At 67.8% G+C, this 25982-nt stretch carries 25 protein-coding genes; 11 read left to right on the forward strand and 14 right to left on the reverse strand.

The features are described 5' to 3' along the window. Positions 1-2: 2 nt before the first annotated feature. The 4 genes from PGP17_RS04290 to PGP17_RS04305 form a co-directional block, all read right to left on the reverse strand. A complete protein-coding gene (locus PGP17_RS04290) occupies positions 3-1277 on the reverse strand; it encodes an MFS transporter (protein WP_270374367.1) in 1275 nt (424 codons plus the stop codon). A gap of 92 nt (positions 1278-1369) precedes the next feature. Then, positions 1370-2188: a hypothetical protein gene (locus PGP17_RS04295; RefSeq protein WP_270374368.1), complete on the reverse strand. Its 819-nt coding sequence runs from the start codon at positions 2186-2188 to the stop codon at positions 1370-1372. Between the two features lie 327 nt (positions 2189-2515). Further along, positions 2516-3424 (reverse strand): hydroxymethylglutaryl-CoA lyase, encoded by a 909-nt coding sequence (locus PGP17_RS04300; protein WP_270374369.1) that lies wholly within the window; start codon positions 3422-3424, stop codon positions 2516-2518. Further along, positions 3421-5118, reverse strand: a complete 1698-nt coding sequence (locus PGP17_RS04305; protein WP_270374370.1) for an ArnT family glycosyltransferase — start codon at positions 5116-5118, stop codon at positions 3421-3423. Before PGP17_RS04305 ends, PGP17_RS04300 begins: the two co-directional genes overlap by 4 nt. A 100-nt stretch (positions 5119-5218) precedes the next feature. On the opposite strand from PGP17_RS04305, the gene PGP17_RS04310 reads away from it, so the two are divergent. Together PGP17_RS04310 and PGP17_RS04315 are read left to right on the forward strand one after the other, a co-directional pair. Then, positions 5219-5947, forward strand: coding sequence for a glycosyltransferase (locus tag PGP17_RS04310; protein WP_270374371.1), 729 nt, complete (start codon positions 5219-5221; stop codon positions 5945-5947). 156 nt (positions 5948-6103) lie between these two features. After that, the gene (locus PGP17_RS04315; protein WP_135945287.1) at positions 6104-6604 is read left to right on the forward strand and encodes a hypothetical protein; all 501 of its coding nucleotides are present in this window, start codon (positions 6104-6106) and stop codon (positions 6602-6604) included. 186 nt (positions 6605-6790) lie between these two features. On the opposite strand, the gene PGP17_RS04320 is transcribed toward PGP17_RS04315, so the two are convergent. Together PGP17_RS04320 and phaR are read right to left on the reverse strand one after the other, a co-directional pair. Next, entirely contained in the window at positions 6791-7141 is a 351-nt protein-coding gene (locus tag PGP17_RS04320) for a hypothetical protein (protein WP_270374372.1), read from the reverse strand. Between the two features lie 116 nt (positions 7142-7257). Further along, complete coding sequence (gene phaR, locus PGP17_RS04325) at positions 7258-7848, reverse strand: polyhydroxyalkanoate synthesis repressor PhaR (protein WP_270374373.1); 591 nt, start codon at positions 7846-7848, stop codon at positions 7258-7260. 204 nt (positions 7849-8052) lie between these two features. Between phaR and phbB the strand changes: the two genes are divergently transcribed. Continuing rightward, on the forward strand, positions 8053-8775 hold the full coding sequence (gene phbB / locus PGP17_RS04330) for an acetoacetyl-CoA reductase (RefSeq protein ID WP_270374374.1): 723 nt from the start codon (positions 8053-8055) through the stop codon (positions 8773-8775). Positions 8776-8841: 66 nt separating this feature from the next. After that, positions 8842-9570, forward strand: a complete 729-nt coding sequence (locus tag PGP17_RS04335; protein ID WP_270374375.1) for a DUF4908 domain-containing protein — start codon at positions 8842-8844, stop codon at positions 9568-9570. Between the two features lie 169 nt (positions 9571-9739). Here PGP17_RS04335 and PGP17_RS04340 read toward each other — a convergent pair whose 3' ends face one another. Together PGP17_RS04340 and gloB are read right to left on the reverse strand one after the other, a co-directional pair. Then, the gene (locus PGP17_RS04340; RefSeq protein WP_270374376.1) at positions 9740-10183 is read right to left on the reverse strand and encodes a cupin domain-containing protein; all 444 of its coding nucleotides are present in this window, start codon (positions 10181-10183) and stop codon (positions 9740-9742) included. Further along, a complete protein-coding gene (gene gloB / locus PGP17_RS04345; RefSeq protein WP_270374377.1) occupies positions 10183-10950 on the reverse strand; it encodes a hydroxyacylglutathione hydrolase in 768 nt (255 codons plus the stop codon). The genes PGP17_RS04340 and gloB overlap by 1 nt, the downstream gene beginning before the upstream one ends. 108 nt (positions 10951-11058) lie before the next feature. Here gloB and PGP17_RS04350 point away from each other — a divergent pair, with 108 nt between their 5' ends. Together PGP17_RS04350 and hisC are read left to right on the forward strand one after the other, a co-directional pair. Further along, positions 11059-11850, forward strand: coding sequence for a class I SAM-dependent methyltransferase (locus PGP17_RS04350; RefSeq protein WP_270374378.1), 792 nt, complete (start codon positions 11059-11061; stop codon positions 11848-11850). Further along, a complete protein-coding gene (hisC, locus tag PGP17_RS04355) occupies positions 11847-12932 on the forward strand; it encodes a histidinol-phosphate transaminase (protein ID WP_270374379.1) in 1086 nt (361 codons plus the stop codon). The genes PGP17_RS04350 and hisC overlap by 4 nt, the downstream gene beginning before the upstream one ends. Positions 12933-12942: 10 nt before the next feature. Here hisC and PGP17_RS04360 read toward each other — a convergent pair whose 3' ends face one another. From PGP17_RS04360 to ftsE, 5 genes are all read right to left on the reverse strand, one after another. Further along, positions 12943-13992, reverse strand: coding sequence for a DUF2125 domain-containing protein (locus PGP17_RS04360; RefSeq protein ID WP_270374380.1), 1050 nt, complete (start codon positions 13990-13992; stop codon positions 12943-12945). Continuing rightward, positions 13989-14705 (reverse strand): lysophospholipid acyltransferase family protein, encoded by a 717-nt coding sequence (locus tag PGP17_RS04365; RefSeq protein WP_270374381.1) that lies wholly within the window; start codon positions 14703-14705, stop codon positions 13989-13991. Before PGP17_RS04365 ends, PGP17_RS04360 begins: the two co-directional genes overlap by 4 nt. A 22-nt stretch (positions 14706-14727) precedes the next feature. Then, the gene (locus PGP17_RS04370; protein WP_270374382.1) at positions 14728-15297 is read right to left on the reverse strand and encodes a YdcF family protein; all 570 of its coding nucleotides are present in this window, start codon (positions 15295-15297) and stop codon (positions 14728-14730) included. Positions 15298-15396: 99 nt separating this feature from the next. Next, positions 15397-16290, reverse strand: a complete 894-nt coding sequence (locus PGP17_RS04375; RefSeq protein WP_270374383.1) for a cell division protein FtsX — start codon at positions 16288-16290, stop codon at positions 15397-15399. After that, positions 16287-17012 carry a cell division ATP-binding protein FtsE gene (ftsE, locus tag PGP17_RS04380; protein ID WP_270374384.1) on the reverse strand — a complete coding sequence of 242 codons (726 nt, stop codon included), beginning with the start codon at positions 17010-17012 and terminating at the stop codon, positions 16287-16289. The genes PGP17_RS04375 and ftsE overlap by 4 nt, the downstream gene beginning before the upstream one ends. 78 nt (positions 17013-17090) lie before the next feature. Between ftsE and PGP17_RS04385 the strand changes: the two genes are divergently transcribed. The 4 genes from PGP17_RS04385 to PGP17_RS04400 all read left to right on the forward strand — a co-directional run bounded on the left by PGP17_RS04385 (position 17091) and on the right by PGP17_RS04400 (position 23795). After that, a complete protein-coding gene (locus PGP17_RS04385; RefSeq protein WP_270374385.1) occupies positions 17091-17849 on the forward strand; it encodes a zinc-ribbon domain-containing protein in 759 nt (252 codons plus the stop codon). A gap of 178 nt (positions 17850-18027) precedes the next feature. Continuing rightward, positions 18028-18291, forward strand: coding sequence for a DUF4212 domain-containing protein (locus PGP17_RS04390; protein ID WP_135945694.1), 264 nt, complete (start codon positions 18028-18030; stop codon positions 18289-18291). A gap of 11 nt (positions 18292-18302) precedes the next feature. After that, the gene (locus PGP17_RS04395) at positions 18303-20252 is read left to right on the forward strand and encodes a sodium:solute symporter family protein (RefSeq protein WP_135945272.1); all 1950 of its coding nucleotides are present in this window, start codon (positions 18303-18305) and stop codon (positions 20250-20252) included. 111 nt (positions 20253-20363) lie between these two features. Continuing rightward, positions 20364-23795 (forward strand): ATP-binding protein, encoded by a 3432-nt coding sequence (locus PGP17_RS04400; protein WP_270374386.1) that lies wholly within the window; start codon positions 20364-20366, stop codon positions 23793-23795. 4 nt (positions 23796-23799) lie between these two features. Here the strand turns inward: PGP17_RS04400 and PGP17_RS04405 are convergent, their stop codons facing one another. Further along, the gene (locus PGP17_RS04405; protein ID WP_135945270.1) at positions 23800-24432 is read right to left on the reverse strand and encodes a LuxR C-terminal-related transcriptional regulator; all 633 of its coding nucleotides are present in this window, start codon (positions 24430-24432) and stop codon (positions 23800-23802) included. A 179-nt stretch (positions 24433-24611) separates the two neighbouring features. On the opposite strand from PGP17_RS04405, the gene PGP17_RS04410 reads away from it, so the two are divergent. After that, positions 24612-25970, forward strand: a complete 1359-nt coding sequence (locus tag PGP17_RS04410; protein ID WP_270374387.1) for a DcaP family trimeric outer membrane transporter — start codon at positions 24612-24614, stop codon at positions 25968-25970. The last annotated feature ends 12 nt before the right edge of the window (positions 25971-25982 follow it).

Consider the following 25982-nt stretch of genomic DNA (forward strand, 5'->3'; position numbering starts at 1 on the left):
CTTCATGGGGCGTGGGTTCTTTTCGTGCGTCCGAGAAACAGCGCCAGTGCGACCAGGCAGAGTGCGGAGGCGGCCAGGAAGGGCGCGCCGGGGAAGACCACGCCCGCCACGCCGCGCTGGAAGAGAAAGAAGAGCTGGGTGTAGAGCAGGGGCGAGATGATCAGGATGACCCCGCCGAGCGCGGATAGCCCGCCCTGCAGCTCGCCCTGGGCATCTTCTCCGACGCGTTCCGTCATGATCTTCTGCAGGGCCGGCCCCTCCATTCCGGTCACGAGCGCGGTCAGTAGCCACGCATAGAGCACCGCCCCGTTGGGCGCGAAGGCAATCCCGGCGAGCGCGGCGGCCTCGACCGCCATCGCGATCCAGATCGCGCGCCGCTCCCCGATGCGCGGCATCAGGACCGGGACGACGACCATCTGGCACAGCGCGAACAGGACACCGAAATAAGCCAGCGACGCCCCGATCTGGGCTTCGCTCCAGTCGAACTTGGCAATCGCCACATAGGCCCAGACCGCGGGATAGACGAAGCCGGACAGGTGGGAGAGGAAATAGACCCACACCATCACGCCCAGCCCTTCGGCCTTGCGCAGGCGAAGAAGCGTGCCGAACACGTTGGAGCGCGCCAGCGAGAAGGGGCGGCGCTTGTCCGCGGCCAGGCTCTCGGGCACGACGAACCAGCCGTAGACGGCGTTGGCGCCGGCCAGCAGGGCAGCCGCGAAGAAGGGCGCCCGCGGTGTCAGCTCGCCCAGAAGCCCGCCCAGCGCCGGACCGAGGATGAAGCCGACACCCATGGCCGCGCCGAGCCAGCCAAAGCGCGCCGAGCGCTGGGCCGGCGGGGTGACGTCGGCGATATAGGCGTTGGCAGTTGAATGGGTGGCCGCAAAGATGCCGGACACCAGCCGCGCCGCGAAAAAGACGATCAGCGCGTGGGCGAGGCCCATCAGAAGGAAGTCGATCGCCAGCGCGCCGAGCGAGAGCAGCAGCACCGGGCGGCGGCCGAACCGGTCCGAAAAGCCGCCGAGGACCGGCGAGAAGAAGAACTGCATCACCGCGAAGAGGAAGGTGGCCAGCCCGCCCCACAGGGCCGCATCGGCCACACCGCCGCCGGTCAGCTCCATCAGCAGGGTGGGCAGGACCGGAATGATGAGCGCGAAGGCGAGCGCGTCGATGAGCACGGTCGCGACGATGAAGACGGCAGCCGCAGGCCGCTGCGCCTTCTTCGGGGTGTCGGTGAGCGCCTCTGCCGTTTCGGCGGCAGAGGAGGAGGGTTCGCGCATGCGCCGTTCCAGTCGATCAAACCACCAGCCAGGCGTGCATAGACCAGCGCCTTGAGCACGGCCAGCGCGAAGACTTCAGGGAGAAGGTGCCGCTAGAAGAAGCGGGTGAGGACGCCGAGGACCGCAATGCAGAGGGCGGTGGCGAAGAGGGCGCGCGGCACGCTGACCAGCAGGGCGGCGCTGAGCGCCAGAAGGAGGGCGGAGGCCGGGGTGACGGATCGCGTAAAGGCGGCAAGCTCCTGCGGTCCGGGTCCGGGATGGGCCAGCCATAGGAGGCCTGCGAAGGCGAGGCAGAAGATCAGCGCGATCTGGAGCATCTTGCGCGGCGCGTGACCGCGGCTCGGCGCGTCGAAGGCGGCCGGGGCCAGCCTTGCTCCTCCCAGACGGGCCGAGCCGGCGAGCGCGGCGCTGGAAAGCACAAGCCCGGTTTCGATCCCCGTCCCGGCATCGCGCGAGGCGAGAAGCGCGAGCGTGCCCGTGACGAGCGCCAGGCCCAGAACGACCCCGCCCGTCCGGGCATGATCCCCGGCGGTCGCGGCAGGATCGGCGGCAATCGCCGGGCCGGAAACCGGCGCGGAGAGGCGGGGTCCAGCCTGCGCGGGGCGGGAGCGGACGCCTTGGGCCGGGCGCGAACGGCGCAGGACTTCCGGTCTGTGCGCGGGGCCGAGGGGGACTTTGGGTCCGGTGAAGATCGCCGTGTCCGAGCGCTCGGACCGCTTGGCGAGGAAGGCGTGAACGAGTTCGAAGCCGCCGCGCTCGCGCGCGCAAAGACAGCTCGTGCGCACCGGACCGGTCCGCAGGATCTGTTCAGGCGCCGCCCGGGCCGGATCGATGACGGCGGCTTCCCATCCGGCGCGCGTCCGGATGGCGCGGCGCCGGGCCGGATGGCGTTTCGAAGTCGCTGATCGCATCGCCGTCCCTCTCCGGTTGGTACAGGCAGAAGTGTCACCCCTCGGGCGTCCGGCTGGCAAGGCGGTTGCAGCGAGCGCGGGTGGGAGGCGGGCGCGGCGTGTCTTTTGTGCACCTGCGAAGACGGGGCCGGGAGTGTTTGGTGACAGTCGGCGGGCGGCGACTCCTCCTACTACTACGACTATCACGGCGCTTCTTTTTCGGGGCGCGCGTCTTCACGCGGCTGATACTGAGCCTCGCGAGGTTAGGGCCTGCGGACCGGGTGGGAGTATCTCTCTGCTTCGTCTCCCTCTTTCCTGACGGAAGCCGGAACCGGGAGAGGCCGTCTACTACGCCAGCCGACCGGGAAACGGACCGGCCTTGGAGAGCATGGATTCGATATTGTGCTTGAGGGCGTCGGTCTCGAGCCATTGTGCGGTCTCGATCATCTTGTCGAGATCGATCCCGGTCTCGTAGCCGCCGCGATGGAGCATGTAGACCACGTCTTCGGTCGCGACATTGCCGGTGGCGCGTGGCGCGAAGGGGCAGCCGCCAATGCCGCCGGCCGAGGCGTCGATCACGTCCACGCCCGCTTCGACCGCCGCATAGACATTGGCCAGGGCAGTATTGCGCGTGTTGTGAAAGTGCAGACGCAGGCGGGATCTGGGCGCGGCTTCGCGCACGGCCTCGATGCGGGCGCGCACATCCCAGGGCGAGGCCACGCCGATCGTGTCGCCGAGGGCGATCTCGACGGCGCCGGCCGCCTCGGCGCGCCGGGCCAGCTCGGCAACGACCGCGATGTCCACCTCGCCGTCGAACGGATCGCCAAACGCGACCGAGATGGTGGCCGAAAGCGGGATCTGCGCGTCATGGGCCAGGATGGCGATGCGGTCGAGCAGGTCGGCGGTCTCTTCCGGCGTGGCATTCTGGTTGCGCTTGCCGAAGCCTTGCGACGCGACCATGACGAAGTTGATCTCGTCGCATTCACACTCGATCGCCCGGCGCATGCCGCGCTCGTTCAGCGCCAGACCGATATACTTCACGCTCTTGCCGCGAGGCACGCGGGCCATGATCTCATCGGAATCCGCCATCGCCGGGACCAGCTTGGGGTGAACGAAGCTCGCCGCCTCCATGCGGGTCACGCCGGCCCCGATCAGCCGGTCGATGAATTCCAGCTTCACCTCGGTGGGCAGAAGAACCGGGTCATTCTGCAGACCGTCGCGCGGCCCGACTTCGACGATTTCGATCTGGCGGCTCATGGCGTGTCCTCGCTCGGCGGGCAGCTGCCCAGTCGGAAGATGAATACTGAAGTGTGTGTGCCGCGGCTATAATTGAACCCCTCCACGCCATGACGCGCACAGGCGCGCGCGTCCAGCGTGGCCAGCACAGCGTCCGCCTCCGGCCCGGCGCGGCTGGTATCGAACAGGACGACGCGGTCGGGGGCGGGCCTGGCGAGCGCGGCCTGCAGCCCGGCCGTGTCCAGAAGCTGCGGCCTGCCTTCCAGCGCGAAGACCAGGCTGGGCTCGGTATAGGTGGAGAGAATGACCGTGTCCGGGCCGAGGAGGGCGTGAGCTTCCAGCTCCCGCTCGACCGCCTGGGTGAGGAAGAGACCCTCGCTTTGCGGGGCGACGATCGCGCGCGCGCCCGTGTGCCAGACCAGGGCCGCGGCGATGAGCACGGCAACAGCGGAAATCGCGTGAGTGTTGATCCACAAGGTCGTCGCGCCGGCGGCCAGCGCCATCACGGTCAGCGCGAAGAGGAGGGCGGCCGAGACCGGCCCATCAAACCCGATCGCCAGAGCGCCCATGAGAAGGGAGAGCACGGCGGCGCCGACCAGAGCCAGCGCGGCGCCGGCAAACCGGGTCCAGACTGGCTGCGCGAGCAGCGAGACCGCGCCCCAGGCGGCCAGCACCGCCAGGGCGGGATAGAGCGGCAGCGGGTAGTGAGGCAGCTTGGTCGGCAAGAGTTCGAAGAAGATCAGGAGCGGAACGGTCCAGACCAGAAGGAGGCGGGCGGGCAGCGCGTCGCCGCTGCGCCCCGCCAGGGCCGCGCCGGCCCGGTACAGGCCCGCCGGAAGCGCCAGGCTGGCGGGGAAGAGCAGGAGGCCGAGAAGCAGGGTGTGACTGCCCGGCGGTGCGCCGTGGCCCTCATGCCCGGACACCAGCTTGGGCGCGAGATCGTTGCCGAACCAGCTGGCGAGGAACTCGCCCCCGGTGGCGATCTGGATGGCGACGAGCCAGGGCAGAACGATGGCGGCGGCAAGCGCGGGGCCGCGCCAGCCGAGAAAATGCCGCCACCAGTCCCAGCGCCGCTCCCAAAGGGTCAGAACCAGCACTGCGCTGCCCATGGCGAGTGGCGCGACCGGGCCCTTGATGAGAATGCCGGCGGCAATCGCGGCCCAACCCGTAACGGCCCAGAAGCCGGGGCGTGCGCCCGCGTCTTCGGGCGTGTCCGCGGCAAGGCGCACCTTGACCAGAGAGAGGAAGGCGAGCGCGCACGCCGCTGCGAGCGCGGCATCGGTCTTGGCGATCGCGCCTTCGCTGGCCAGCAGGACGCTGACCGCCAGCAAAGCGCCCGCGATCAGGCCGGTGCGCCGGCCGGCGAGCGCGCAGCCCGCGCCCCAGGTCGCCAGCGCCGCCACGATCGCCGCCGCCAGAGACGGCAGGCGGTAGCTGGCAATCTCGCGGGCCTCCGCGCTGGAAATCAGGCCGGTGCTGGCCGCCTGAAGCCAGTAAATGCCCACGGGCTTGCGATGTCGCGGCGCGTCCTGAAAGCGGATCTCGATCGGATTGTTGGATTCCAGCATCTGGGCGCTGGACTGGGCGTAGCGCGCCTCGTCGCGGTCGAGCACGGGCATCGTCAGAAGGCCAGGCAGGATGGCGGCCACCGCCAGAAGCGTGATAAGGCCGGTATCCCTGAGCCAACCGGGCAGCGCTGTGAGGGCCTGTCTCATACCTGGTCTCTTACCCGGAACCGAAAAAAGTCCGTGCTTCGCTTGCGATTATCGCTATGAAACGGCGCGAAGCCGAGGACAAGTCAAGACAAGGCCGCTCATGCCCGCTCCTCAGATCTGCGTCGTCGCCCCCATGCACAACGAGGCTGGAAATGCCGCGCGTCTGGCCGCCGAGGTCTATGACGTGCTGCGCGACATTCCCCATGAAATCGTGTTCGTCAACGATGCCAGTACCGACTCCACGCTGGACGAGCTGGTCGCGGCCAAGGCGGAGATACCCAGTCTGCGCGTGATCAGCCATCGCAGCAATGCCGGCCAGTCGCGGGCCATCCGCAGCGGCGTGATGGCGGCGACCGCGCCCGTCATCTGCACGCTGGACGGCGACGGCCAGAACCCGCCGGCCGATATCCCGGCGGTGTTTCAGGCGTTGACCCGCGCCGATGCGCCCGCCGATCTGGCCATGGTGGCGGGACGGCGCGTGGGCCGCAAGGATACCGCGGCGAAGCGCTTTGCCTCGCGTCTCGGCAACGGCATCCGCAAGCGCCTGCTCAACGACGATGCGGACGATACGGGCTGCGGGCTTAAAGCCTTCAAACGTGACGCCTATCTGCGCCTTCCCTATTTCGATCACCAGCACCGCTTCCTGCCCGCCCTGGTCAAGCGCGAAGGGTTCAAAATAGAGTTCGTCGATGTGGGCCATCGGCCACGCCTCGCCGGGAAGTCGAAATATAGTAATCTGGGTCGGCTTTTCGCCTCTTTCAGTGATATGCTAGGAGTCATGTGGCTCAACAGCCGGTTCCGGAAGACCGGCGGCTGGGATGAGTCCTAGCGGCGTCCGGCTGTCGTGAAGACGCAGTCACTGGCCGGCTCGCCATCGCCTGGGGGGTGCAGAGGCATGGCCAGTACCGATGGAGCGGGGCTTTACCTCGGCTTGTCAGCGGCACAACGGCGCCGCAAGGGTGGGCAACAAAAACAAGGGGGTGGAATGTACGAGCTGTTTCCCAAGATGATTATCGCCATCGTGGTCTACGCCGCGATCGCGTTCACGACCGGTATTGCCGGGGGCGAAGAGGCCTTCATCGGCAACATGCAGGAATTCCGGTCAGGTAATTGCGTGGGCATGGTCGATGCCGGGCCCGAAGCGGTGGAATGCGCCGAAGGCGCGCTTCACGCCACGCTGTTCACCGTTCCCACGGCCGGCACGCAATGGGCGCTGTCGCTGTCGGACCTGCTCATCACGCTGGCCCTCGTCATGCTCTTCCTGGAGATGCTCAAGGCGCCGGGTACGGGCAATGTCACGGTCTACAACAATCTTCTGTCGACCGGCGTCTTCATCGTCGCCATCCTGCTCTTCGTGCTTCAGCCGCTCTTCGCAACTTCGACCTTCTTCATCATCATGCTGATGACGCTGGTCGATACCGCAGCCGGCTGGTTCATCACGGTGATCGCTTCACGCCGCGACCTCGCGGTCGGCGGCGAAGGCTGACCGCACGGCGGGCGACACCCCGCCGCAAGCGGACGAGCCCACAAGCAAAAAGGCCGCTGCATGCAGCGGCCTTTTTCGTGCGCGGTGAGTCCGGGCCGGGCCCCGGCGCTCAGACCAGAAGGAAGATCACGGCCAGCATCAAGGCGCCGTCGCCCAGCCGGGCAAGAGTGCGTTCGCTAACGCCGCTCATGCCGAACGCTCCAGGCGCGGGGCAAGGGCCGGGCCGGTCTCGGACGAGCCCGCACGGGCATAGGCCTCACGGTAGCGCCGGCGCTCGGTCTCGTCGGCGCGCAGGCCGCGCACGCGCGGATAGGTCTGCAACTGAACCAGGGTGGAGGTGTTCGCGATCGCGCCGGCCGGAGCCTTGAACGCGGTTTCGGGCGCGCCTGACATGCGGGTCTGCGCCGCGGCGGGAGCGGGCGCAGGGCCGCGCCGCCGGCCGTGGCCGGTCTGGCTTTCGCTGCGGGCCGTGTGCTCGACGCGCTCATGGCGGCGGCGGGTCGGGACGGGCAGGTTGGATCCGGTTGGTGCGATCATAAGCATCTGATCGCAAGAGATGGGCCAGCCTTAACCCGGTATCAATGTCTGTAAATGAGCCGTTAACAGTTCGCACCGGCGGGTTTGCACCCTTTTGTGTGCCGAAACGGGCCGGTTCATTCGCCCGCGAGCCGGTCCAGCTTGGCGCGCATGGCATCGAGTTCCTGGCGCAGCGCCTTGACCTCGTCCTTGTCTCCCGACGCAGGCTGGGCCGTCTCGGCCGAGCCATTGGCCGGCGTGGCGGAGGAGCGCGTCGTGAAGGGCGTGAACATGCTCATCGCCTGCTCGAACATCGCCATGTTGCGGCGCGCCTGCTCCTCGAGCAGCGTCAGGGCGGGCGCGTTGTTGCCGGATGTGCCGGAGAGCTTGTCCTTGATCGCGTCCTGCTGGCGGGCCAGCGTCTCCATGGTCAGGCGCAGATATTCGGGCACGAAACTCTGCATGGAGTCGCCGTAAAACCCGATGACCTGGCGCAGGAACTCGACGGGAAGCAGGTTCTCGCCCTTGCTCTCCTGCTCGAAGATGATCTGGCCGAGCACGCTGCGCGTCAGGTCGTCGCCGGATTTGGCATCGACAACCTGGAAATCCTTGCCGGCACGGACCAGGTCGCGCAGATGCTCCAGCGTGACATAGCGGCTGGCCGACGTGTCGTAGAGCCGCCGGTTCGCATACTTCTTGATGATGATGACGTCGCCGGTCTGAGCCATGGCGTCTTCTCCCCCGCAGTGATTGCCTTGTTCAGGCTGTGCGCCCTACCATAGCCGGTTCGGGGCGCGGGTTTCATGTCTGGCCCTCCTCTGGCGCACCGGAATGGCGCGGCGTGTGAGGAGACCGGTTTTGCTGCGCAATATAGCGAGCTTTGCGGCGCAGCATAACCTTGCAAGTCAGCGGGGAACAGGGGAGAAAACGTCATGTCACGCATCGCTCTGGTGACCGGAGGGACACGCGGGATCGGCCGGGCGATCAGCCTGGCGCTGAACGCGGCCGGCTACACGGTGGCCGCCAACTACGCGCGCGACGAGGCGGCGGCGGCGCGCCTGCGCGAGGAGGCCGGGATCGCGACCTATGCGTGGTCTGTCGCCGATTACGATGAGTGCGCGGCCGGCGTGGCGCGCGTGGAGGCCGAGCTCGGCCCGGTCGAGATCCTGGTCAACAATGCCGGGATCACGCGCGACATGGCCTTTCACAAGATGACGCCGCAGGCCTGGCGCGAGGTGATCGACACCAATCTGAACGGGGTGTTCAACATGACGCGGCCGGTCTGGCCGGGCATGCGCGAGCGCGGCTTCGGCCGGGTCATCACGATTTCCTCGGTCAATGCCCAGAAAGGCCAGTTCGGCCAGGCCAACTATGCGGCGGCCAAGGCCGGCGATCTCGGCATCACGCGCGCGCTGGCCGAGGAGGGCGCGGGCCGGGGCATCACGGTGAACGCGATCTGTCCAGGCTATGTGGAAACCGAGATGGTGCGCGCCATGCCGGCCGAACGCCTCCAGCAGGTGAAGGCGCAAATCCCGGTGGGGCGGCTGGGCCTGCCCGAGGAGATCGCGCGTACAGTGCTGTTCCTGGCCGCGGACGAAGCCGGTTTCATTACCGGATCGACGTTCAGCATCAATGGCGGTCAGTACACGTCCTGAAAGCGGAGCCGGTGACTTGCAGTCAGCGCCCCGATTTTGCCCTACTGGCGGCCTAACTCCTTGCCCATGACACAGGCTCTATTCAGCCTCGTCGTCGTGGCTGCCCTTCTGCTCGGGGTGCCCGCCGGCGAAGCGCGCGCGCAATCAGACCCGTTCCAGAGACTGCTCGGTCGCGAGGCCGAGCCGCAGGCGCGATCGCTGTGGTATGAGCGCGCCGACGGAAGGGGCCGGTTCGTGTTCGACCGGTCGGGCCGGCCCGCGCTGGTCCTGATGGAGAACGGACGCGAAGTCATCCCCGTCTGGCCTGCGCGCGCCTCGGGCGGAGGCGAGGTCTGGCTGACCGATACCGACCGGGTCCTGCTGCGCTTTTCCAATCTGGGCGGCGTGACCTTCTTTCCGCCCGACAACCGGGATGGCGTCATCGCCGATCCCGTGGGCGAAGCGCCGGCCATCCTCGCCGAGCCGGCCTCGGGCCGCGACCTGCAGGAGGCCGCGCGCAACATGATCAACGAACTCGCCGGACGCGCGCGGCGCGAGATTTCCGCCGAGTTGACCGATGTCGGTCCGGAGGCGAATGCCTTCATCATCGACGCCATGCACATGGTCGTTCTGGCCGCCGAGCAGACGCCGCGCCGCACGCTGCGCCAGCTCGACGTGGTGCGCATCGGCGTCGGCGAGGTGCCGCGTGCGGACTATTCGGGCGGGGTGCTGGACATTTCGGTCAATCCCGGCCGCGGCTACGGCGGACGCCCCTCCTCGGGCCGCATCCTGCAGGAGCTGGAGCAGGGCGCGTAGGGCGCGGCGCAGAGTCCCATAACTACAAGGATATATTATAAAACAAGCGCTTCCCGGCGCAGGCCGGGATCCAGAGATCATGACGCGCCGTCATTCGGTGCCGGCATCGTGTCCTCCCCTGGCTCCTGACTTTCGTCAGGAAAGAGGGCGTGCGGACTCTGACGAGGGTTTACCCCGGACGCCAATCCTCCGGGGCCATTTCGAAACCTGAAAACTCGAAGCCCGGGGCGACGACGCAGCTCACGAGCGTCCAGGCGCCGAGAGTTTCGGCCGTCTGCCAGCTATGGGCCGGAATGACGGCCTGGGGCCGCTGGCCGGCGCGCAGGTCCGGGCCGAGATGGAAGGACTGCGCGCTCACGCCGTCGTCCGAGCGCGTCATGGAGAGCGGGCCGCCGGCGTGCCACAGCCAGATTTCCGCGGCGTCGACCCGGTGCCAGGCGCTGACCTCGCCGGCGGGCAGCAGGAAATAGATCGCGGTCGAGCGCGCGCGCCCGTCCGGGCCGGGCGCATCACGGAACGTCTCCACATAATATCCGCCTTCGGGATGAGGGGACATGTCGAGCAGGCGCACGATCTCGTTGACGCCAAGATCGCCGGAGAGGGCTGACACCATCAGAATGCATCCTTGCGTCGGCGCAGTTCGGCAAAGACCTCGGCGTCGCGCGCCTCGTCCATGTTCAACCGGCCGCGCAGCACCGGATCATCCCAGCGCAGGAAGGGGTTGGCGCCGCGTTCAGCGCGAATCGTGCTGGGCACGGTGGGCTCGTTACGCGCGCGCTTTTCCTTTGCCATCTGGACATAGGCCTGAAGCAGCGTGTTGTCGGGATCGACGGTGAGGGCGAATTCGCCGTTCTTCACCGTGTATTCGTGGCCGCAATAGACCGAGGTCGCGCCCGGCAGGTGCTTGAGGCGCTGCAGGCTCGCCAGGAATTGCTCGGGATCGCCCTCAAACATCCGCCCGCAGCCTAAGTTGAACAGGGTGTCGCCGGTGAAGACCGTGTCGGCGCCGCCGAAATAGAAGGCGACATGCCCGCTGGTGTGGCCGCCGACATCGAGTACTTCGGCCTCGTTCTCGCCCACCCGAAGATAATCGCCATGGCTCACCATCCGGTCGACATGGCCGATCTTGTCGGCCTCGGAGGCGGCGGCCACGACCTTGGCGCCGGTCGCTTCGCGGATCTTGTCATTGCCGCCGGCATGGTCCCAGTGATGGTGGGTGTTCCAGATCTCGTCGATGTCCCAGCCGATCTTGCCGGCTTCTTCCAGGATCTTGTCGGGATCGGGCGTGTCGACGATCACCGTGCGTCCCGAATTCGCGCATCGCAGCAGATAGGCGTAATTGTCTTCGAGACATTCGATGATGTGGACGTCGAGCAGCATGAGGCTTTCCTTGCAGTGCGGCGATCAGCTTGGCGCGGGCCTTTTGTCCGGGCGTATTTATCATCTAGACCGTGTTGTGTTGACCCCAATTCAGGGAGGCAGGCGGCGATGCGTACCGATGCGCTGTGGATCGAACGGTTCTACCGCACCAAGCGCGGCCATGCGGCCCGCGCCATGGTCCGGCGCCGGCTGGGCGCGCTGTGGCCGGATCTGACCGGGCTGGACGTGGGAGCCTATGGCTATCCGCTGCCCTTCATGGATGCCTGGCGCGAGCAGGCGCGGCGCACGGTGGTTCACATGCCCGAAGCCCAGGGCGCGGTGCGCTGGCCGGAGCGCCCGGACGGCCCGTCCCTGACGGTGCTCGGCGGCGAGGCGCGCCTGCCCTTTGCCGAAGCGGTGTTCGACCGGATGCTGCTGGCCCATGCGCTGGAGGAATCCGCCGATCCGCGAAAATTGCTGCGCGAGCTGTGGCGCGTGATGGCACCGGAAGGGCGCATGGTGATCGTGTGCGCGCACCGGGCCGGAATCTGGTCGCGCGCCGATTCCACGCCGTTCGGTCATGGCCGGCCCTTCTCGCGCTCCCAGCTCTCCGAGCTTCTGACCGGGGCGCTGTTCGAGCCGGTGGCCTGGGCCAACGCGCTCTACACCCCGCCCTGGGGCTGGACCTGCGGTCCGCGCCTGTCGGAGAGCCTGGAGGCGATCGGGGAAAAGATCTTCCCGGCCTTTGGCGGCCTCATTCTGGTGGAGGCGGTCAAGCATGTCGGAGCGGTGCGTCCGGGCCAGGCCGAGCGCGTGCGCAGCAAAGCGCTTGAAGGCCGGGCGGCGGCCGGTCTATCTCCAGCCCGACGCCGGCCGCTGGGCCGGTCCGTGCCACCGATGCAAGAAAGAGACGCGCCATGAGCCTGCAGCCCCGCCCCGGTCTTCTGGACATCACGCCGTACAAGCCGGGCGCCAGCGCGCCGGACGGTGCCGTCAAGCTGTCCTCGAACGAGAACGCGCTGGGATGCAGCCCGAAAGCGGCCGAGGCCTACCGCATGGCAACCCAGTCGCTGCACCTCTATCCCGACGGCGGCGCGACGAAGCTGCGCGAGGCCATTGCCGAGGCCGAGGGCCTCGATGCGGCGCGCATCGTGTGCGGGGCCGGCTCCGACGAGCTGCTGCAGCTGATCGGACGCGGCTATCTGAACCCGGGCAACAAGGTGGTGCAGAACGAGTACGGCTTCCTGGTCTATTCGCTGGTGGCCAAGCAGTGCGGAGCCGAGCTCGTCAGCGCGAAGGAAAACGCCTACCGCGCCGATGTGGACACGCTGCTGGAAGCAGCGGGCGAGGATGCGAAGATCGTCTTCCTGGCCAACCCGAACAATCCGACCGGCACCTATATTCCCGAATCCGAAGTGCGCCGCCTGCGCGAGGGCCTGCCTGAAGACACGCTGCTGGTGCTGGATTCGGCCTATACCGAGTTCGTCGATGCGTCCGACTATGCCTCGGGCATGGCGATGGTGGACGAATACGCCAACACGGTCGTGACGCGGACCTTCTCCAAGATTCACGGCCTAGCCGGTATCCGCCTGGGCTGGATGTACGGGCCGAGTGAGATCGTCGACGTGATCCACCGCGTGCGCGGACCGTTCAACGTGAACCTGCCGGCCATCGAGGCGGGTACGGCGGCGATGGGCGATCGCGAGTTTCTCAAGCTGTCGAAGACGCATAACGACGAGTGGCTGGCCTATTTCCACCAGCAGCTGGGCGGGCTGGGCTATGACGTGACGCCGTCCGTGTGCAATTTCGTGCTCGTCCACTTCTCCGACACGCCGGGCCAGACCGCCCAGGACGCCGAGCGCTTCCTGGCCGAGCGCGGTCTCGTCGTGCGCGGGCTGGCCCCCTACAAGCTGGCCAATGCGCTGCGCATCTCCATCGGCGAGGCCGATGCCAACCGCCGTGTGGTCGAGGCGCTGGAAGCGTTCAAGGCGCAGGCGGCCTAAGCGGCTCCGCCTAGTCGATCGCGCCGACGCTGCCGATGCGGGCCGGACCGAGGAAGATACCGCCGTCCTGAAAGCGCAGCGGCAGCGCGACCCCGCCATCGCGGCGCGGCGCCATCATGGCCGCCAGGCGCAGGGCGTCGCCCTGGCCGGACTGGACCAGGCGCGCCTCCACCATGGCTTCCACCAGGCTCTCCGGGTCGGAGATCACGACCGACAGGCGCCCGGCCGGGCGCAGCATCGTGTCGAGCTGGATCTCCCCGGTGCCGCCAAGCGAGGCCGGACCCCAGACCAGCTGGGCCGCGCCGATGCGCAGCTCGCCGCCCGAGCGCGCCCAGTCGCGCGCATCGCCTTCGGTGGCCAGCGCGCTCCAGGCGGTCACGGCACCGTCGAACCGGACCAGCGACGCGGTCGGGCCGAAGGCGGCGGCGAGTTCAGGCTCGAGCGTTCCGGCCGAGAATCGGACATTCTGCGCCTCGAAGCGGGTGCTCAGCTCGTCGGCATCGTTGAGGATGCCGGTCAGGTCGAGGCGCTGCATCGCCATGACCGGAGAGACCGGACCGTCAATCGTATCGATGACGAGGTTTTCCAGCTCGATGCCGATACGCTGCGTGCCTTCGCCGCTCGAATTGATGGAAAGCCGGGCATCGGCCGCATCGGCGCGGTAGAGGGCAGGCGCCCCGTCCGCTTCCACGGCCAGCGTCATCGGGCCGCCCAGCGTGACGATCCAGTGATTGAAATTCCACGGCATGGCGCTGGCGCTGAGGCGGTCGAAGCGGGCCTGCCAGCCGCCTTCGCCCTGCGGTGCAGCGATCTCGGGCGCGGCGACATCCAGGGTAAAGCGCAGCGGGTAACCGCCGACGCGAATGCGGGCGTGATCGATATCGTAGCCGACCGCTTCCTGGCTCTCGATCCAGCGCTCGGTCCAGCCGCGCACCTGACCGGCGGCATACATCCAGTAGACGGTGTAGATGGCGAGGACGACGAGGAGGATCGCGAACGGTGCGATCATGCGGGCACGCGAGGGGGCGGTGTCACCGGCGGGTCTGAGAAATCCCATCATGAGCGGCCGGCCTGCAGCAGGCGCGCGGACGCCGTTTCGATGCGGGTTTCAAGCTCGCGCATGAAGGCCTCCTTGGGCAGGCCCGGCTCGATGGCGGGCAGGAATTCGATCACGATGCGGCCCGGCGTGCGCACGAAGCCCGAACCGGGCCAGTGCTGTCCGGAATTGAGGGCCACGGGCACGCACGCCACCTTCATCGCACTGTAGAGCCCGGCAATGCCAGGCTTGTAGCTCTCGATCCCGCCGGGGGCCACGCGGGTGCCCTGGGGGAAGATGACGATCTGACGGCCTTGCGCCGCCCGCTCGCGCGCCTGCTTCAGCATATCGCGCAGGGCCTTCGAGCCGGCCGAGCGGTCCACCGCGACATTCTTCAGCTTCATCGCATACCAGCCGAAGACGGGCAGGTGCTTGAGCTCCTTCTTCAGAATAATGGCCGGGTCGTCCAGGATGCACCAGAAGGCGAGCGTCTCGAACATGGACTGGTGCTTGGAGGCGATCAGCGCGCCGCCGCGCGGCAGGTGCTCGCGGCCGCGGACCTCATAGCTGACCCCGCACAGGACGCGCAGCCCGGCGAACACCAGCACCAGATAGAAACGCAGGCAGGCGAGCGCCCAGCTGCGCGGTCCCAGCAGGGCGGGCGCGCAGACCAGGCCCATCACCGCCATGAGCAAGTACATCCAGGTGACGAAGATCGCCGAGCCGACGATATGCATGCAGCTCCCCTCCCCAGGGTGTTCAGGCGCGCCGCAGACGCACCGATTCCCGGGCATATACCGCAGCGTACTTGAAGAATTCCACCACCCAGCGCCGTGCGGTACGCGCATCGGTCCAGGGCGGCGGGCCTTTCACCGCACGCGGGGTCAGCGCAACCGCGGGCATCGCGGCGTGCAATTCCAGCATGGCGCGGGGCATGTGGTAGTCGGAGGTGACCACGATGAGAGAGGAAAATCCATTGCCGCGCGCCCAGCGCGCGGCTTCCTCGGCGTTGCCGATCGTGTTGGCCGCTTCCTGACCGACATCGATGCAGCAGGCAAACAGGCTGCGCGTGGCCCCGGACGCTTCGCGCACGGCATCCAGACCGACATCGGGATTGGCCCCCGAGATCAACAGGCGGCTGCCATGCCCGGCCTGAAGAAGCTCGACCGCGCTGACGACGCGGCCTTCGCCGCCGGTCAGCACGACGATGCCATCGGCTTGCGGCGGCGGGCCGGGAGGATTGGCCATGCCGGTTCGCACGAAGAGCGCGAAGCCGACGAGCGCGCTGACCACCACCACGAAGGCGACAAATCTGAGAACGGACAGCATGGCGGTCTTACACCCCTTCGCAGTGCCGGCCTTCGTATCGCCGGATCGGAAGGTAGGCTGACGCGCGCTTGCGGCGAGGATGAGGCGAAAAACCACCCATCACGACCACCGCGCCTTCAGGGCGGTATCGACGGCGCTGCGCGCCGCCAGGGCCGCGATCAGCCCGGACACCAGGGCGGCGAAGGGCGGGATGGCGACCGCGACCCAGCCCAGCTCCAGGCTGGGCAAAAAGAAGAGCGTGCCGGCCGTCCCGCCGACGAGCGCCAGGCCCCAGGCCGACAGCGCGGCGCCGATCGCACCGACCAGCCCGGCCTTGAGCCCCAGGAAGAAGAAGCGGCGCTGGAACAGCGAGGCGATGAAACTGTCGCGCGCGCCGACCAGGTGAAGGGCCTCCGCCACATCCCAGCGCGCAGCCAGCGAGGCGCGTGCGGCGAACGCCACGACAGCCGCTGCGGCAAGGGTCAGCAGGACGACGAGGCCGAGGGCGAAATAGCGCACCGCCGCCGCGGCGCGTTCAACCGCGCCGGCCCAGTTGCCGTGCCGGTCGACCACGAATTCATAGCCCTGATCCTCGAGCCGGGCCGCAAAGGCGCCCTCGACCGGGGGATTCTCAGGATCGATGGTCACCGCGATCAGTCGCGGCACGGGCAGGTCCTCGGGCAGGCCTCCCGAGCCGAGCCAGGGACGGAGCAGCGCCTCGGCCTGGTCGCGCGAGCGCACATCGATGCCGGTCACGCCGGGCAGAGTGGCCAGCCGCTCGCCGGCGCTCTGCGCATCCGCGTCCGCGTCGCGGTCCTCGCCGGGGAATATCTGGACGGTGACTTCGGTGGTCAGCTGCTGCGTCCACCCCTCGCTGGCCTGCCAGGCTCCGGCCGCGCCCAGCGCGGCCAGGCAGGCCAGGAAAACCAGGATGGCGGCGACCGCAAACAGGGGGCGGTCCCGCCCGGCATCGGGCGGCAGGAGCGGGGCGGAACGCTGGACGGTCTCGCTCATCGTGTCCCTCCGCTGACGCTGAGCATGCCGTCATGCAGTTCGAAGATCGGGACATCCAGCGAGCGCACGAGCGAGATGTCGTGACTGGCGATCAGGACGGTCGTGCCCAGCTTGTTGAGCTCCACGAACAGGCGCAGCAGGCGCCTTGCCATGGCCGGATCGACATTTCCGGTCGGCTCGTCCGCGATCAGCAGATCGGGCTTGGACACGACGGCACGCGCGATCGCGGCGCGCTGCTTCTCCCCGCCCGACAATGTGGGCGGAAAGGCATCGATGCGTTCGCCGAGACCGACCCAGTGCAGCAATTCCTGCACATCTTCCGCGTAGCTCTTGCGCGCCTGGCCGGCGACACGCAGCGGCAGGGCGACATTCTCGAACACGGTCAGGTGCTCAAGCAGGCGGAAGTCCTGGAAGATGACGCCGATGCGCTTGCGCAGATCGGGCAGCGAATCGCGATCCAGCAGCGCGGTGTCCCGTCCGAAGAGCGAGACGAAACCGGAGCTGGGGCGTTCGGCGAGATAGATGAGTTTTAACAGTGAAGTTTTGCCGGCGCCGGACGGTCCGGTCAGAAACTGGAAACTTCCGCGCGGTAAACCAAAGCTGATATCGCGCAGCACTTCTGCGCCACGCCCGTAGCGCATGCCTACGCCGTCGAAGCGGACTGCCGGCGCCGAGCCGGCTTCGCCAGAGATGTCGGGGCCGGGTCGCCCGTCCTCGTTCATGGATGGATCGGCCTTGTCATTGCGCAGTGGCGGCAGGAGTGCGAAGCAGACTATGCAAGAGGACAGAGGCTGTCGTCCATGATCGTCACGTGCCCGAGCTGCGATGCAAAATATCGCGCCGACCCGCAGGCCCTGGCCCGCAGGGGCGGGCGCGTGCGCTGTGCATCCTGTTCCCATGTGTGGACGGTCGATGACGACGCGCTGACGCTCGAGCAGCCCTTCGAGGCCGGTGCGCCGGCCCCCGAACCGGTACCGGAAGAACCCAAGAAGCCCCACGAGGTCATCCGCGAGCGCGCCGAATCGCGCCGCCGCCAGGCGCGCCTGGCGACCGAGGGCGCCGGCTGGGCCGCTGTCGCGGCCCTGTTCGTCGTCATCATGGCCGGGGCCTGGCTGTTCCGCGTCGATGTGGTGCAGGCCTTCCCGCGTGCCGCCAACGTGTATGCCAGCGTGGGCATGACGGTGAATCCGCACGGGCTGGAAGTGCATGAACTCGTCGTCGAGCGGATCGAGGCGCGGGGCACACCGGCGCTCGCCATCGAGGGCGCGCTGGTCAATGTGACGGGGCGCGAACGCCCGGTCACCCCGCTGCGCGCCGCCGTGCTGGACGCCGACGGCGCGGTTCTGGTCGAATGGACGGTGCTTCTGGAGAGTCCAGAGCTGGCCGCCGGCGCACTGGAGCGCTTCCGCACCGTGCTGCCCGATCCGCCCGCAAACGGCACGGAAGTCCTGGTCGAGCTTGCCCCGCAAGCAACCGGCGGCACACCCAGCCAGCCGCCGGCGGCCCCGAGCGATGACGCCCCGGACGCCGAGGCCCACGAGACCCCCGCCGCGCATTAGAAAACACAGCTCAGCGTTCGCTTCGGCCCCCGCGCTTAGACCAAGGTCGGGGTGTGCGACCGGGCCATGATTTTGCCACTCTCGCCTTTGGAGCCGGAAAACCGGCCGAGACGGGAGGAGAGATATCATGGCGAGTGTCCACGAGACCGATCAGGCCGGGCCGACGACCCGCCCGGTCATGAGCGTAGAGCGCGGCAAGCGTTACTGGCGTGAAAATCTGACATTGATGGCGATTCTGCTCGCGATCTGGTTTGCGGTGTCCTTCGGGGCCGGAATCCTGTTCCGCGATGTGCTCGACCAGTTTTCCATCGGCGGCGCGCCGCTCGGATTCTGGTTCGCCCAGCAAGGCTCCATCTACGTCTTTGTCGTTCTGATCTTTGTCTACAGCGCCCTCATGCACCGCATGGAGCAACGTATGGCCAAAGAGCTGGATCAGGGCTGAGGGAGGCGATCATGGATATTCTGGGACTTTCTCCGACCCTGTTCTGGACGGCGTTCTTCGTCATCTCCAGCTTCGGGCTCTACATCGCCATCGCCGTCTGGGCGCGCGCCGGTACCACCAACGATTTCTACGTGGCCGGTCATGACGTGCACCCGGTCTTCAACGGCATGGCCACGGCGGCCGACTGGATGAGCGCAGCCTCATTCCTGTCGATGGCCGGTCTGGTCGCCTTCATGGGCTATGACGGATCGGTCTTCCTGATGGGCTGGACCGGCGGCTACGTGCTGCTGGCCTTGCTGCTGGCGCCGTATCTGCGCAAGTTCGGCAAGTTCACCGTGCCCGATTTCGTCGGCGACCGGTATTACAGCCACGCGGCGCGGATCGTCGCCGTGATCTGTGCGCTCTTCATCTCGTTCACCTACATCGCCGGGCAGATGCGCGGCGTCGGCATCGCCTTCACCAACTTCCTCAATGTGCCGATCGAGGCGGGCGTCATCATCGGCGCGATCATCGTGCTGTTCTACGCAACGCTCGGCGGGATGAAGGGGATCACCTATACCCAGGTCGCCCAGTACTGCGTCCTGATCTTCGCCTTCATGGTTCCGGCGATCTTCCTGTCGCTGCAGATCACCGGGTCGCCCATCCCCCAGCTGGGTTTCATCGGCAACGCGCAAGACGGCACGCCGCTTCTGCAGAAGCTCGATACGACGATGACCGATCTCGGATTCCAGCCCTATACAGAGGGGGCCAAGGCGATGATCGACGTGTTCGCGATCACGCTGGCTCTGATGGTGGGAACGGCCGGTCTGCCCCACGTCATCATCCGCTTCTTCACCGTTCCCACGGCGTCGGACGCGCGCAAGTCGGCCGGCTGGGCACTGGTCTTCATCGCCATCCTGTACACGACCGCACCGGCCGTGGCGGTGTTTGCCCGGTCCAACTTCATCGAAACGGTCAACGAGTCCGAGTACTCGGTCGACGTGCGCCGGGGTGAAGTGACGGCGGACTCGCTGGGCGAGGACGCGACCCCGCAATGGTTCTATAACTGGGAACGTGCGGGCCTGCTGGGGTTCACCGACAAGAATGATGACGGGCGGATCCAGTACCGGGCCGACGCGGAGGCCAACGAGGTCACCACGCTGGACCGCGACATCTTCGTGCTCGCCAATCCGGAGATCGGTAATCTGCCGAGCTGGGTGATTGGCCTTGTCGTGGCCGGCGGGCTTGCGGCCGCCCTGTCGACGGCAGCCGGCCTGCTGATGGTCATTTCCTCGGCGGTCAGTCACGATCTCTGCCGCAAGGTCCTGTTCAGGGGCATGAGCGATACGCAGGAATTGCTGGTGGCCCGCCTCGCGGCGGTCGGCGCGGTCGTCGTGGCGATCTATGCCGGGATCAACCCGCCCGGCTTCGTGGCGGCCGTGGTGGCGTTCGCCTTCGGCCTGGCGGCGGCCAGCTTCTTCCCGGCCATCTTCCTGGGCATCTTCTGGAAGCGGATGAACAAGGAAGGCGCCATTGCCGGGATGGCCACGGGCCTGGTCCTGACGGGCATCTACATCGTCCATTTCAAGATCGGCTTCGGTTCGGGCGTGATCGGGGCGTGTGCCCTGCTCGGCGCGCTGGCCTTCGCCGTCCTGTATTTCGGAACGAGAGACCGGGGCGACGGCACGCGCGGCTCGATGGGCTTTGCCGCGGGCGGGGTCGGCCTGGCGGTGATCGGCCTCCTGGGCCTGGTCGGTCTGATGCCGAGCTTCGGCGCCGGCGTGGAAAGCGAGTGGTTCCTGGGCATCTCGCCGGAAGGCTTCGGCACTGTCGGGATGATCGTGAGCTTCGTCGTCTCGATCGGTGTCGCCCTCCTGACTTCGGCACCGCCCCAAGACGTGCAGGACCTCGTCGAGGAAATCCGCATCCCCTCGGTCGATCAACCTGCCGTGACCGGCCCGGCCCCGGCCCCCGCCGAGTAGCGGGCCTCCTCCCCCCCCCGGGGAGACCTGGTGGCGGTGTCCGGCCCGGACACCGCCACCTTTCTTTATACGCGCGGGCCACGATAGGATGGCAGCCGGGAGGCGACGCGATTGGGCCTGACTGAGACGCTTTTATGGTGCGTGGTCTATGTCGCGGTGCTGTTTGCCATCGCGGCGGTCGGCGAGGCGCGTGCCGCCCCGATCACCCGGCATCGCGCCCTGCGCCCGGCGATCTACGCGTTCGGGCTCGGCGTGTACTGCACCAGCTGGACCTTTTATGGCGCAGTGGGCGAGGCCAGCCGCAATGGCTGGGACTATCTGCCGATCTATCTGGGGCCGGCGCTGATCTTTGGCCTCGCCCATCCGCTGGTTCACCGGATGGTGCGGCTGGGCCGCGAGCACAACACCGCCTCCATCGCCGATTTCCTGTCTGCCCGATTTGGCAAGTCGGCCTCGGTCGGCGCGTTGGCCAGCTCTCTCCTGGTATTGGCCTCTCTGCCCTATATCGCGCTGCAATTGCGTTCGGCGGCGGCGAGCCTGGAAATCCTGCTGCAGCGGCCGATCGAGTTCGACGCCGCGCTGGCGTGCGCGATCGCGTTTGCCGCCTTCGCGCTTCTGTTCGGCGCGCGCCGGCCCGATCTGGGCACCGGCAATCGCGGCCTGGCCCTCGCCGTGGCGGTAGAGAGCCTGGTCAAGCTGGTCGCGATGCTGGCAATCGGCCTGTTTGCCTGGGGGTTGTGGACCCAGATGCCGGAGGGCGAGCGCGCGCAGGCCCCGGCGGCTCTTGCGCTGGCCGGCTCCAGCCTGGATCTGCGGTTCTGGACGCTGACGCTTCTGGCCGCGCTGGCCGCGCTCTGCCTGCCGCGCCAGTTTCACATGAGCGTGGTCGAGGCCGGACGCGCCGGAGATACGCGCACCGCACGCTGGGCCTTTCCCGCCTATCTCGGCGTCGTGGCGCTCGTTGCCTTGCCGGTCGCGCTGGCCGGGACGGCGCGCCTGCCGGGAGCGAACCCGGACTCGCTGATCCTCGCCCTGCCGGTGGATGCCGGGCGCGACGGGCTGGCCCTCCTGTCTTTCCTGGGCGGATTGTCGGCTTCGGCGGGGATGGTGACCATCGCCTCGCTGGCCCTGTCCACCATGGTCGTCAACGACGTGCTCGGCCCGCTTCTGCTGCGCAAGGGCCACCGGTCGAGCGAGGAAGGCCTGGCGCGGCGCCTCCTGACCTACAGGCGGCTCGCCATCGTGGGCGTGGTCGCGCTGGCCTACCTGTTTCACAGCGGAATGCAGGCGCCCAGCGGGCTCTCCAGCATCGGGCTGATCGCGTTTGCGGGCGCGGCCCAGCTCGGTCCGGCCCTGATCTTCGGCCTGTACTGGCGCGGAGCGAGCCGGCCCGGCGCGCTGGCCGGCATCGGTGTGGGCGGGCTGTGCTGGGTCGTGCTGATCCTGGCGCCGGCCTATGCCGGTCTGGCGCCCATCGCGCCAGCGGGCGTTGACCCGTTCGCCTTCGCCGCGCTCACCTCGCTTGCGCTGAACACCTTCGCCTTCATTGCGGCAGTGGCGTTCCGGCGCACCGGGCTGGTCGATTACATCCAGGCCGACGCCTTCATCCGGGCGGAGAATGCCGCCCAGGAACGCGACCCGGTCGCGAGCGGCACGCGTGTCGCCGACCTGGAATTGCTCCTGATGCGGGTGTTGGGCGAGGAGGAGGCGCGCGCCTCCCTGGACAGTTTCGAAAGTGCGCTGGGCCGTGAGTTGAAATCGGGCGACACGCTGACTCCGGCCCTCGCCGGACTGGCCGAGGCGCGCCTGGCGCGCTCGGTCGGCGCGGCCTCGGCCCGGGTCCTGATGACCCGCGTGGTCCAGGGCGCACGCATCAGCCCGGACGAGGTCGTCGCCCTGCTCGACGAGACGGGGGAGAAAATCCGCTCCTCGCGCGATGCGCTGGAAGAGAGCGAACGTTCCGTCCGGTTCTACACCGACAACGTGCCCGCCCTCCTGTCCTATGCCGATCGCGACTACCGCCTGCAGTTTGCCAACCAGGCTTATCTGGACTTCTTCGCCATCGACAGGAGCGCCATCGGTCAGCCGATGAGCGCCTATCTTGGCGAGACTGAATTTCACCAGCGCAAGGGCTTCATGGATGCGGCGCTGCAAGGCCAGCGTCAGGAATTCGACGTCACGCATCCCGATGCGCGCGGACGCGACCGGATCTGGCAGCTGGTCTACCAGCCGCGCATCGAGAACGGGACGGTGCTGGGTTTCTATGGCGTCTACCAGGACGTGACGGCGCGCCGGGAAGCCGAAATCGGCCTGAAGCGCGCCTACGAGACGCTGGAGGAGAAGGTCGAGGCGCGTACCGCCGCGCTGCGCGCGGAAAGCCAGGCGCGGCTGGAACTGGCGCGCGACCTGGAGATTGCGCGCCGGGAGGCGGAAGCGGCCACCGCGTCGAAGACCCGATTCCTGGCCGCGGCGAGCCATGACTTGTTGCAGCCTCTATCGGCCGCCCGCCTGCTGACCAGTGCGCTGGAGCAGGAGATGGAGGCTGCGGCCGACCGGCCCCGCGATCTCGCGCGCCGGATCGACCGGGCGATCGAGAATGCCGACCAGCTGCTGCGCGCGCTTCTGGATATTTCGCGCCTGGATGCGGGCGGGGTGACGCCGAATCTGAGCGTCTTCTCTCTTGGATTGCTGATCGAGGATACCGCGAACCAGTTCGCGCCTCGGGCCGCGGCCAAGGGAGTGGAGCTAACGAGCGTAGCCAACCGGCTGAGCGTCTATTCCGATCGTGGCCTGATGACGAGCGTGCTGCAGAATCTGGTGTCGAACGCGGTGCGCTACACCGAGACCGGGCGGGTCCTGGTCGGGGCGCGGCGCAGCGCGGACGCGGTGACGTTATGTGTCTACGACACCGGACCGGGCATTGGCGAGGACGAGCGCGAGCGCGTGTTTCGCGAATTCGAGCGCGGCTCGCGCAGCACGCGCGAGGATCGTGGGCTTGGACTCGGGCTGGCGATCGTCGACCGGATCGTGAAGCGGCTCGGCCACCCGATCCGGGTCCAGTCCGAAGTCGGCCACGGCACGTGTTTCCAGGTCGTCATTCCCCGCGCCAGCGGGCGGGCCGCGCGCACCAACGCGGGCTCGCGCCGCGCCGGGGCCTCGCTGGACGGCTTGCGGGTGCTCTATGTGGAGGACGATCCGGGCGTGCTGGAAGCGGGCGTGGACGCGATGCGGCGCTGGGGTTGCGAGGTGGAGGGCGTGCCGGGCGGCAAAGAGGCGATGGACGCCTTTGGCGGGAATGCGCCGGATGTGGCCGTGCTCGACTACCAGCTGGAGGAGGACGAGACCGGCCCGGAACTCTATGAGCGGCTCTGCCTTCAGTGGGGCGTCCGCCCGCCCGGCCTGCTGGCGACCGCAGAGCGCGGCGCTGCGGTGCGCGATGCGGCGGCGCGCAGCGCGCTCGACGTGCTGTCCAAGCCCCTGGCCCCGGCAGCCCTGCGCGCGAGCCTGGCAGCGATGAAGCGCCGGGCCGGACGCGGAGCCTGACCGCTCAGGCCGCAGGCGGCTCCACATCGAGCGCGCGCGCGACCAGGGTGGCCTGGGTCCGGTTGATCACCCCGAGCTTGCGGAAGACCGCGGTGATATGGGCTTTCACCGTGGCTTCGGTGATCGCCATCTCGAACGCGATCTGCTTGTTCAGCTTTCCTGCAGCGACGCCCTGAAGCACGCGCATCTGGGCGGGGGTCAGGCTGGCGAGCCGGGCCGTTGCGTCGGCGGCTTCCCCGCTGAGCTCGTCCGCGTCGTCGAGCGCCCAGATGTCTCCGGCGAGCACGGCCCTGAGCGCTTCGACCAGCGTGTCCAGCCCGGCCGTCTTCGGAATGAAGCCGGACGCGCCAAATTCAAGCGCGCGCGCCCCGATACCGGGCGCTTCGCTGGCCGAGATCACGACGACGGGGATGGCCGGAAAATCCTGGCGGAGCTCGGTCAGGCCGATAAAGCCGGTGGAATCGCACATGTGCAGGTCGAGGCAGATCAAGCTGGCCCCGTCGCCGAGCGCGTCACGCGCCTCGGCCAGGCTGCCCGCTTCCACAATGTCGGCCCCTGGCAGCACGCGGTGAACCGCCTGAACCAAGGCTGCGCGAAACAGCGGGTGGTCGTCGGCCAGAATGATGCGATCGCTCATGCAAGCCCCTTCCAAGAGAGACAGGTTTACGCTGCACCGGGCTGCGTCGCCATACGCCTAAAGTCTAAGGCCGACCGCGCCGGTTTCATACCAATGGCCAATACCGGGCGCGCTTCCCGCTCCCGATACTCCTGCGGCGACGCCGAAAACGGCGCGTTCACAAAAGGGAGGGCGGCCTCATGGCCTTTGGATCGACTTTCAAGCGGGTCTTGTACTCTGGCGCCGGCGCGGCGGCCTTGAGTCTGGTCTCGGCCGGCGCGGGCGTCGCGCAGGATGTCGACGCGCTTGAAGCGCGTATCGCAGAACTCGAAGCCATGATCGGCGCCTTGCGCGACGATCTTGCCGAAGTGCGCGAAACCAGTGAGCAGACCGGCGACCGCGTCATCGAGCTGGAACGGCGCGAGACTGCCCCGGTGGCCACGACCGCGGCGGCCAGTCCGGACGCGAACGGCTTCATGGCCGGCAATACGCGCGTGGGCTATGGCGGCTTCATCGATCTGGATGCGCATGCGACCGATCTGAATGACGGCCAGATCGCGCCGACTTCGATTGCGCGTGATTTCTACATCCCCGGCGCGATTCCCGTCGGCACGGGCAATGCGGGCGATGCGTTCACCGATTTTACCGCGCAGGGCTCGCGCTTCTTCTTCACCACCGAAACGCCGACCGATTTCGGTCCGGTCACGAGCCGGCTCGAGTTCGACTTCCTGGGCTCGCCGGGCGGCGATGAGCGCGTATCCAACTCCTACAATCCGCGCATGCGCGTGGCTTGGGCGCAGGTGGGCAACTGGCGGATCGGTCAGGACTGGTCGACCTTCCAGAACACCAGCGCCATTCCCGAAAGCGCGAGCTTCCTCGTGGCCTCGGACGGCATGATCTTCGTGCGCCAGGCGCAGATCCGCTACACGGCGGGCAATTTCCAGTTCTCCGTCGAGAACCCGGATACCACCGTCACGCCGTTCGGCGGCGGGGGCCGCATCGATGCCGGCCAGGGCGCGATGCCCGACCTCGTGGCGCGCTACAATCATGGGGGCGACTGGGGCAATCTCTCGCTTTCCGCCCTGGCACGCGACCTCGCGGTCGACGGGCCCGGGGTCGAGGCCAACACGTTCGGCTGGGGCCTGGCCGCCCAGGGCCGGATCGAACTCGGCGAAGGCTCCGACCTGCGCTTCAGCCTCGCCGGCGGCGAGGGGATGGGCCGCTATATCGGCCTGAATGCGGTCAATGGCGCGGTCGTGACGGCGAGCAACGAGCTGGACGCCATCCCGTCCTATGGCGGGCTGGTGGCCTGGCGCCAGAGCCTTGGCGAAGGCCGCCGCGTATCGCTGGGCTATTCTCACCTGGAAGCGGACAACGATGTGACGCTGACCGGCCTGTCGGCGACCCGCCGGGTCTATTCGGCCTTCGGCGCCTATCTGGTCACGCTGGCCCCGGGCGTCACGGTGGGCGCCGAGGTCCTGTTCGGCGAACGCGAGCTGGAGAGCGGCGAGTCCGGCTCCCTGTCCCGGTTCACCTTCTCGACCAAATACAGTTTCTAGCTCTTAAAGGAG

The sequence above is a fragment of the Marinicauda sp. Alg238-R41 genome, assembly GCF_947331485.1.
Lineage (GTDB): Bacteria > Pseudomonadota > Alphaproteobacteria > Caulobacterales > Maricaulaceae > Marinicauda > Marinicauda pacifica.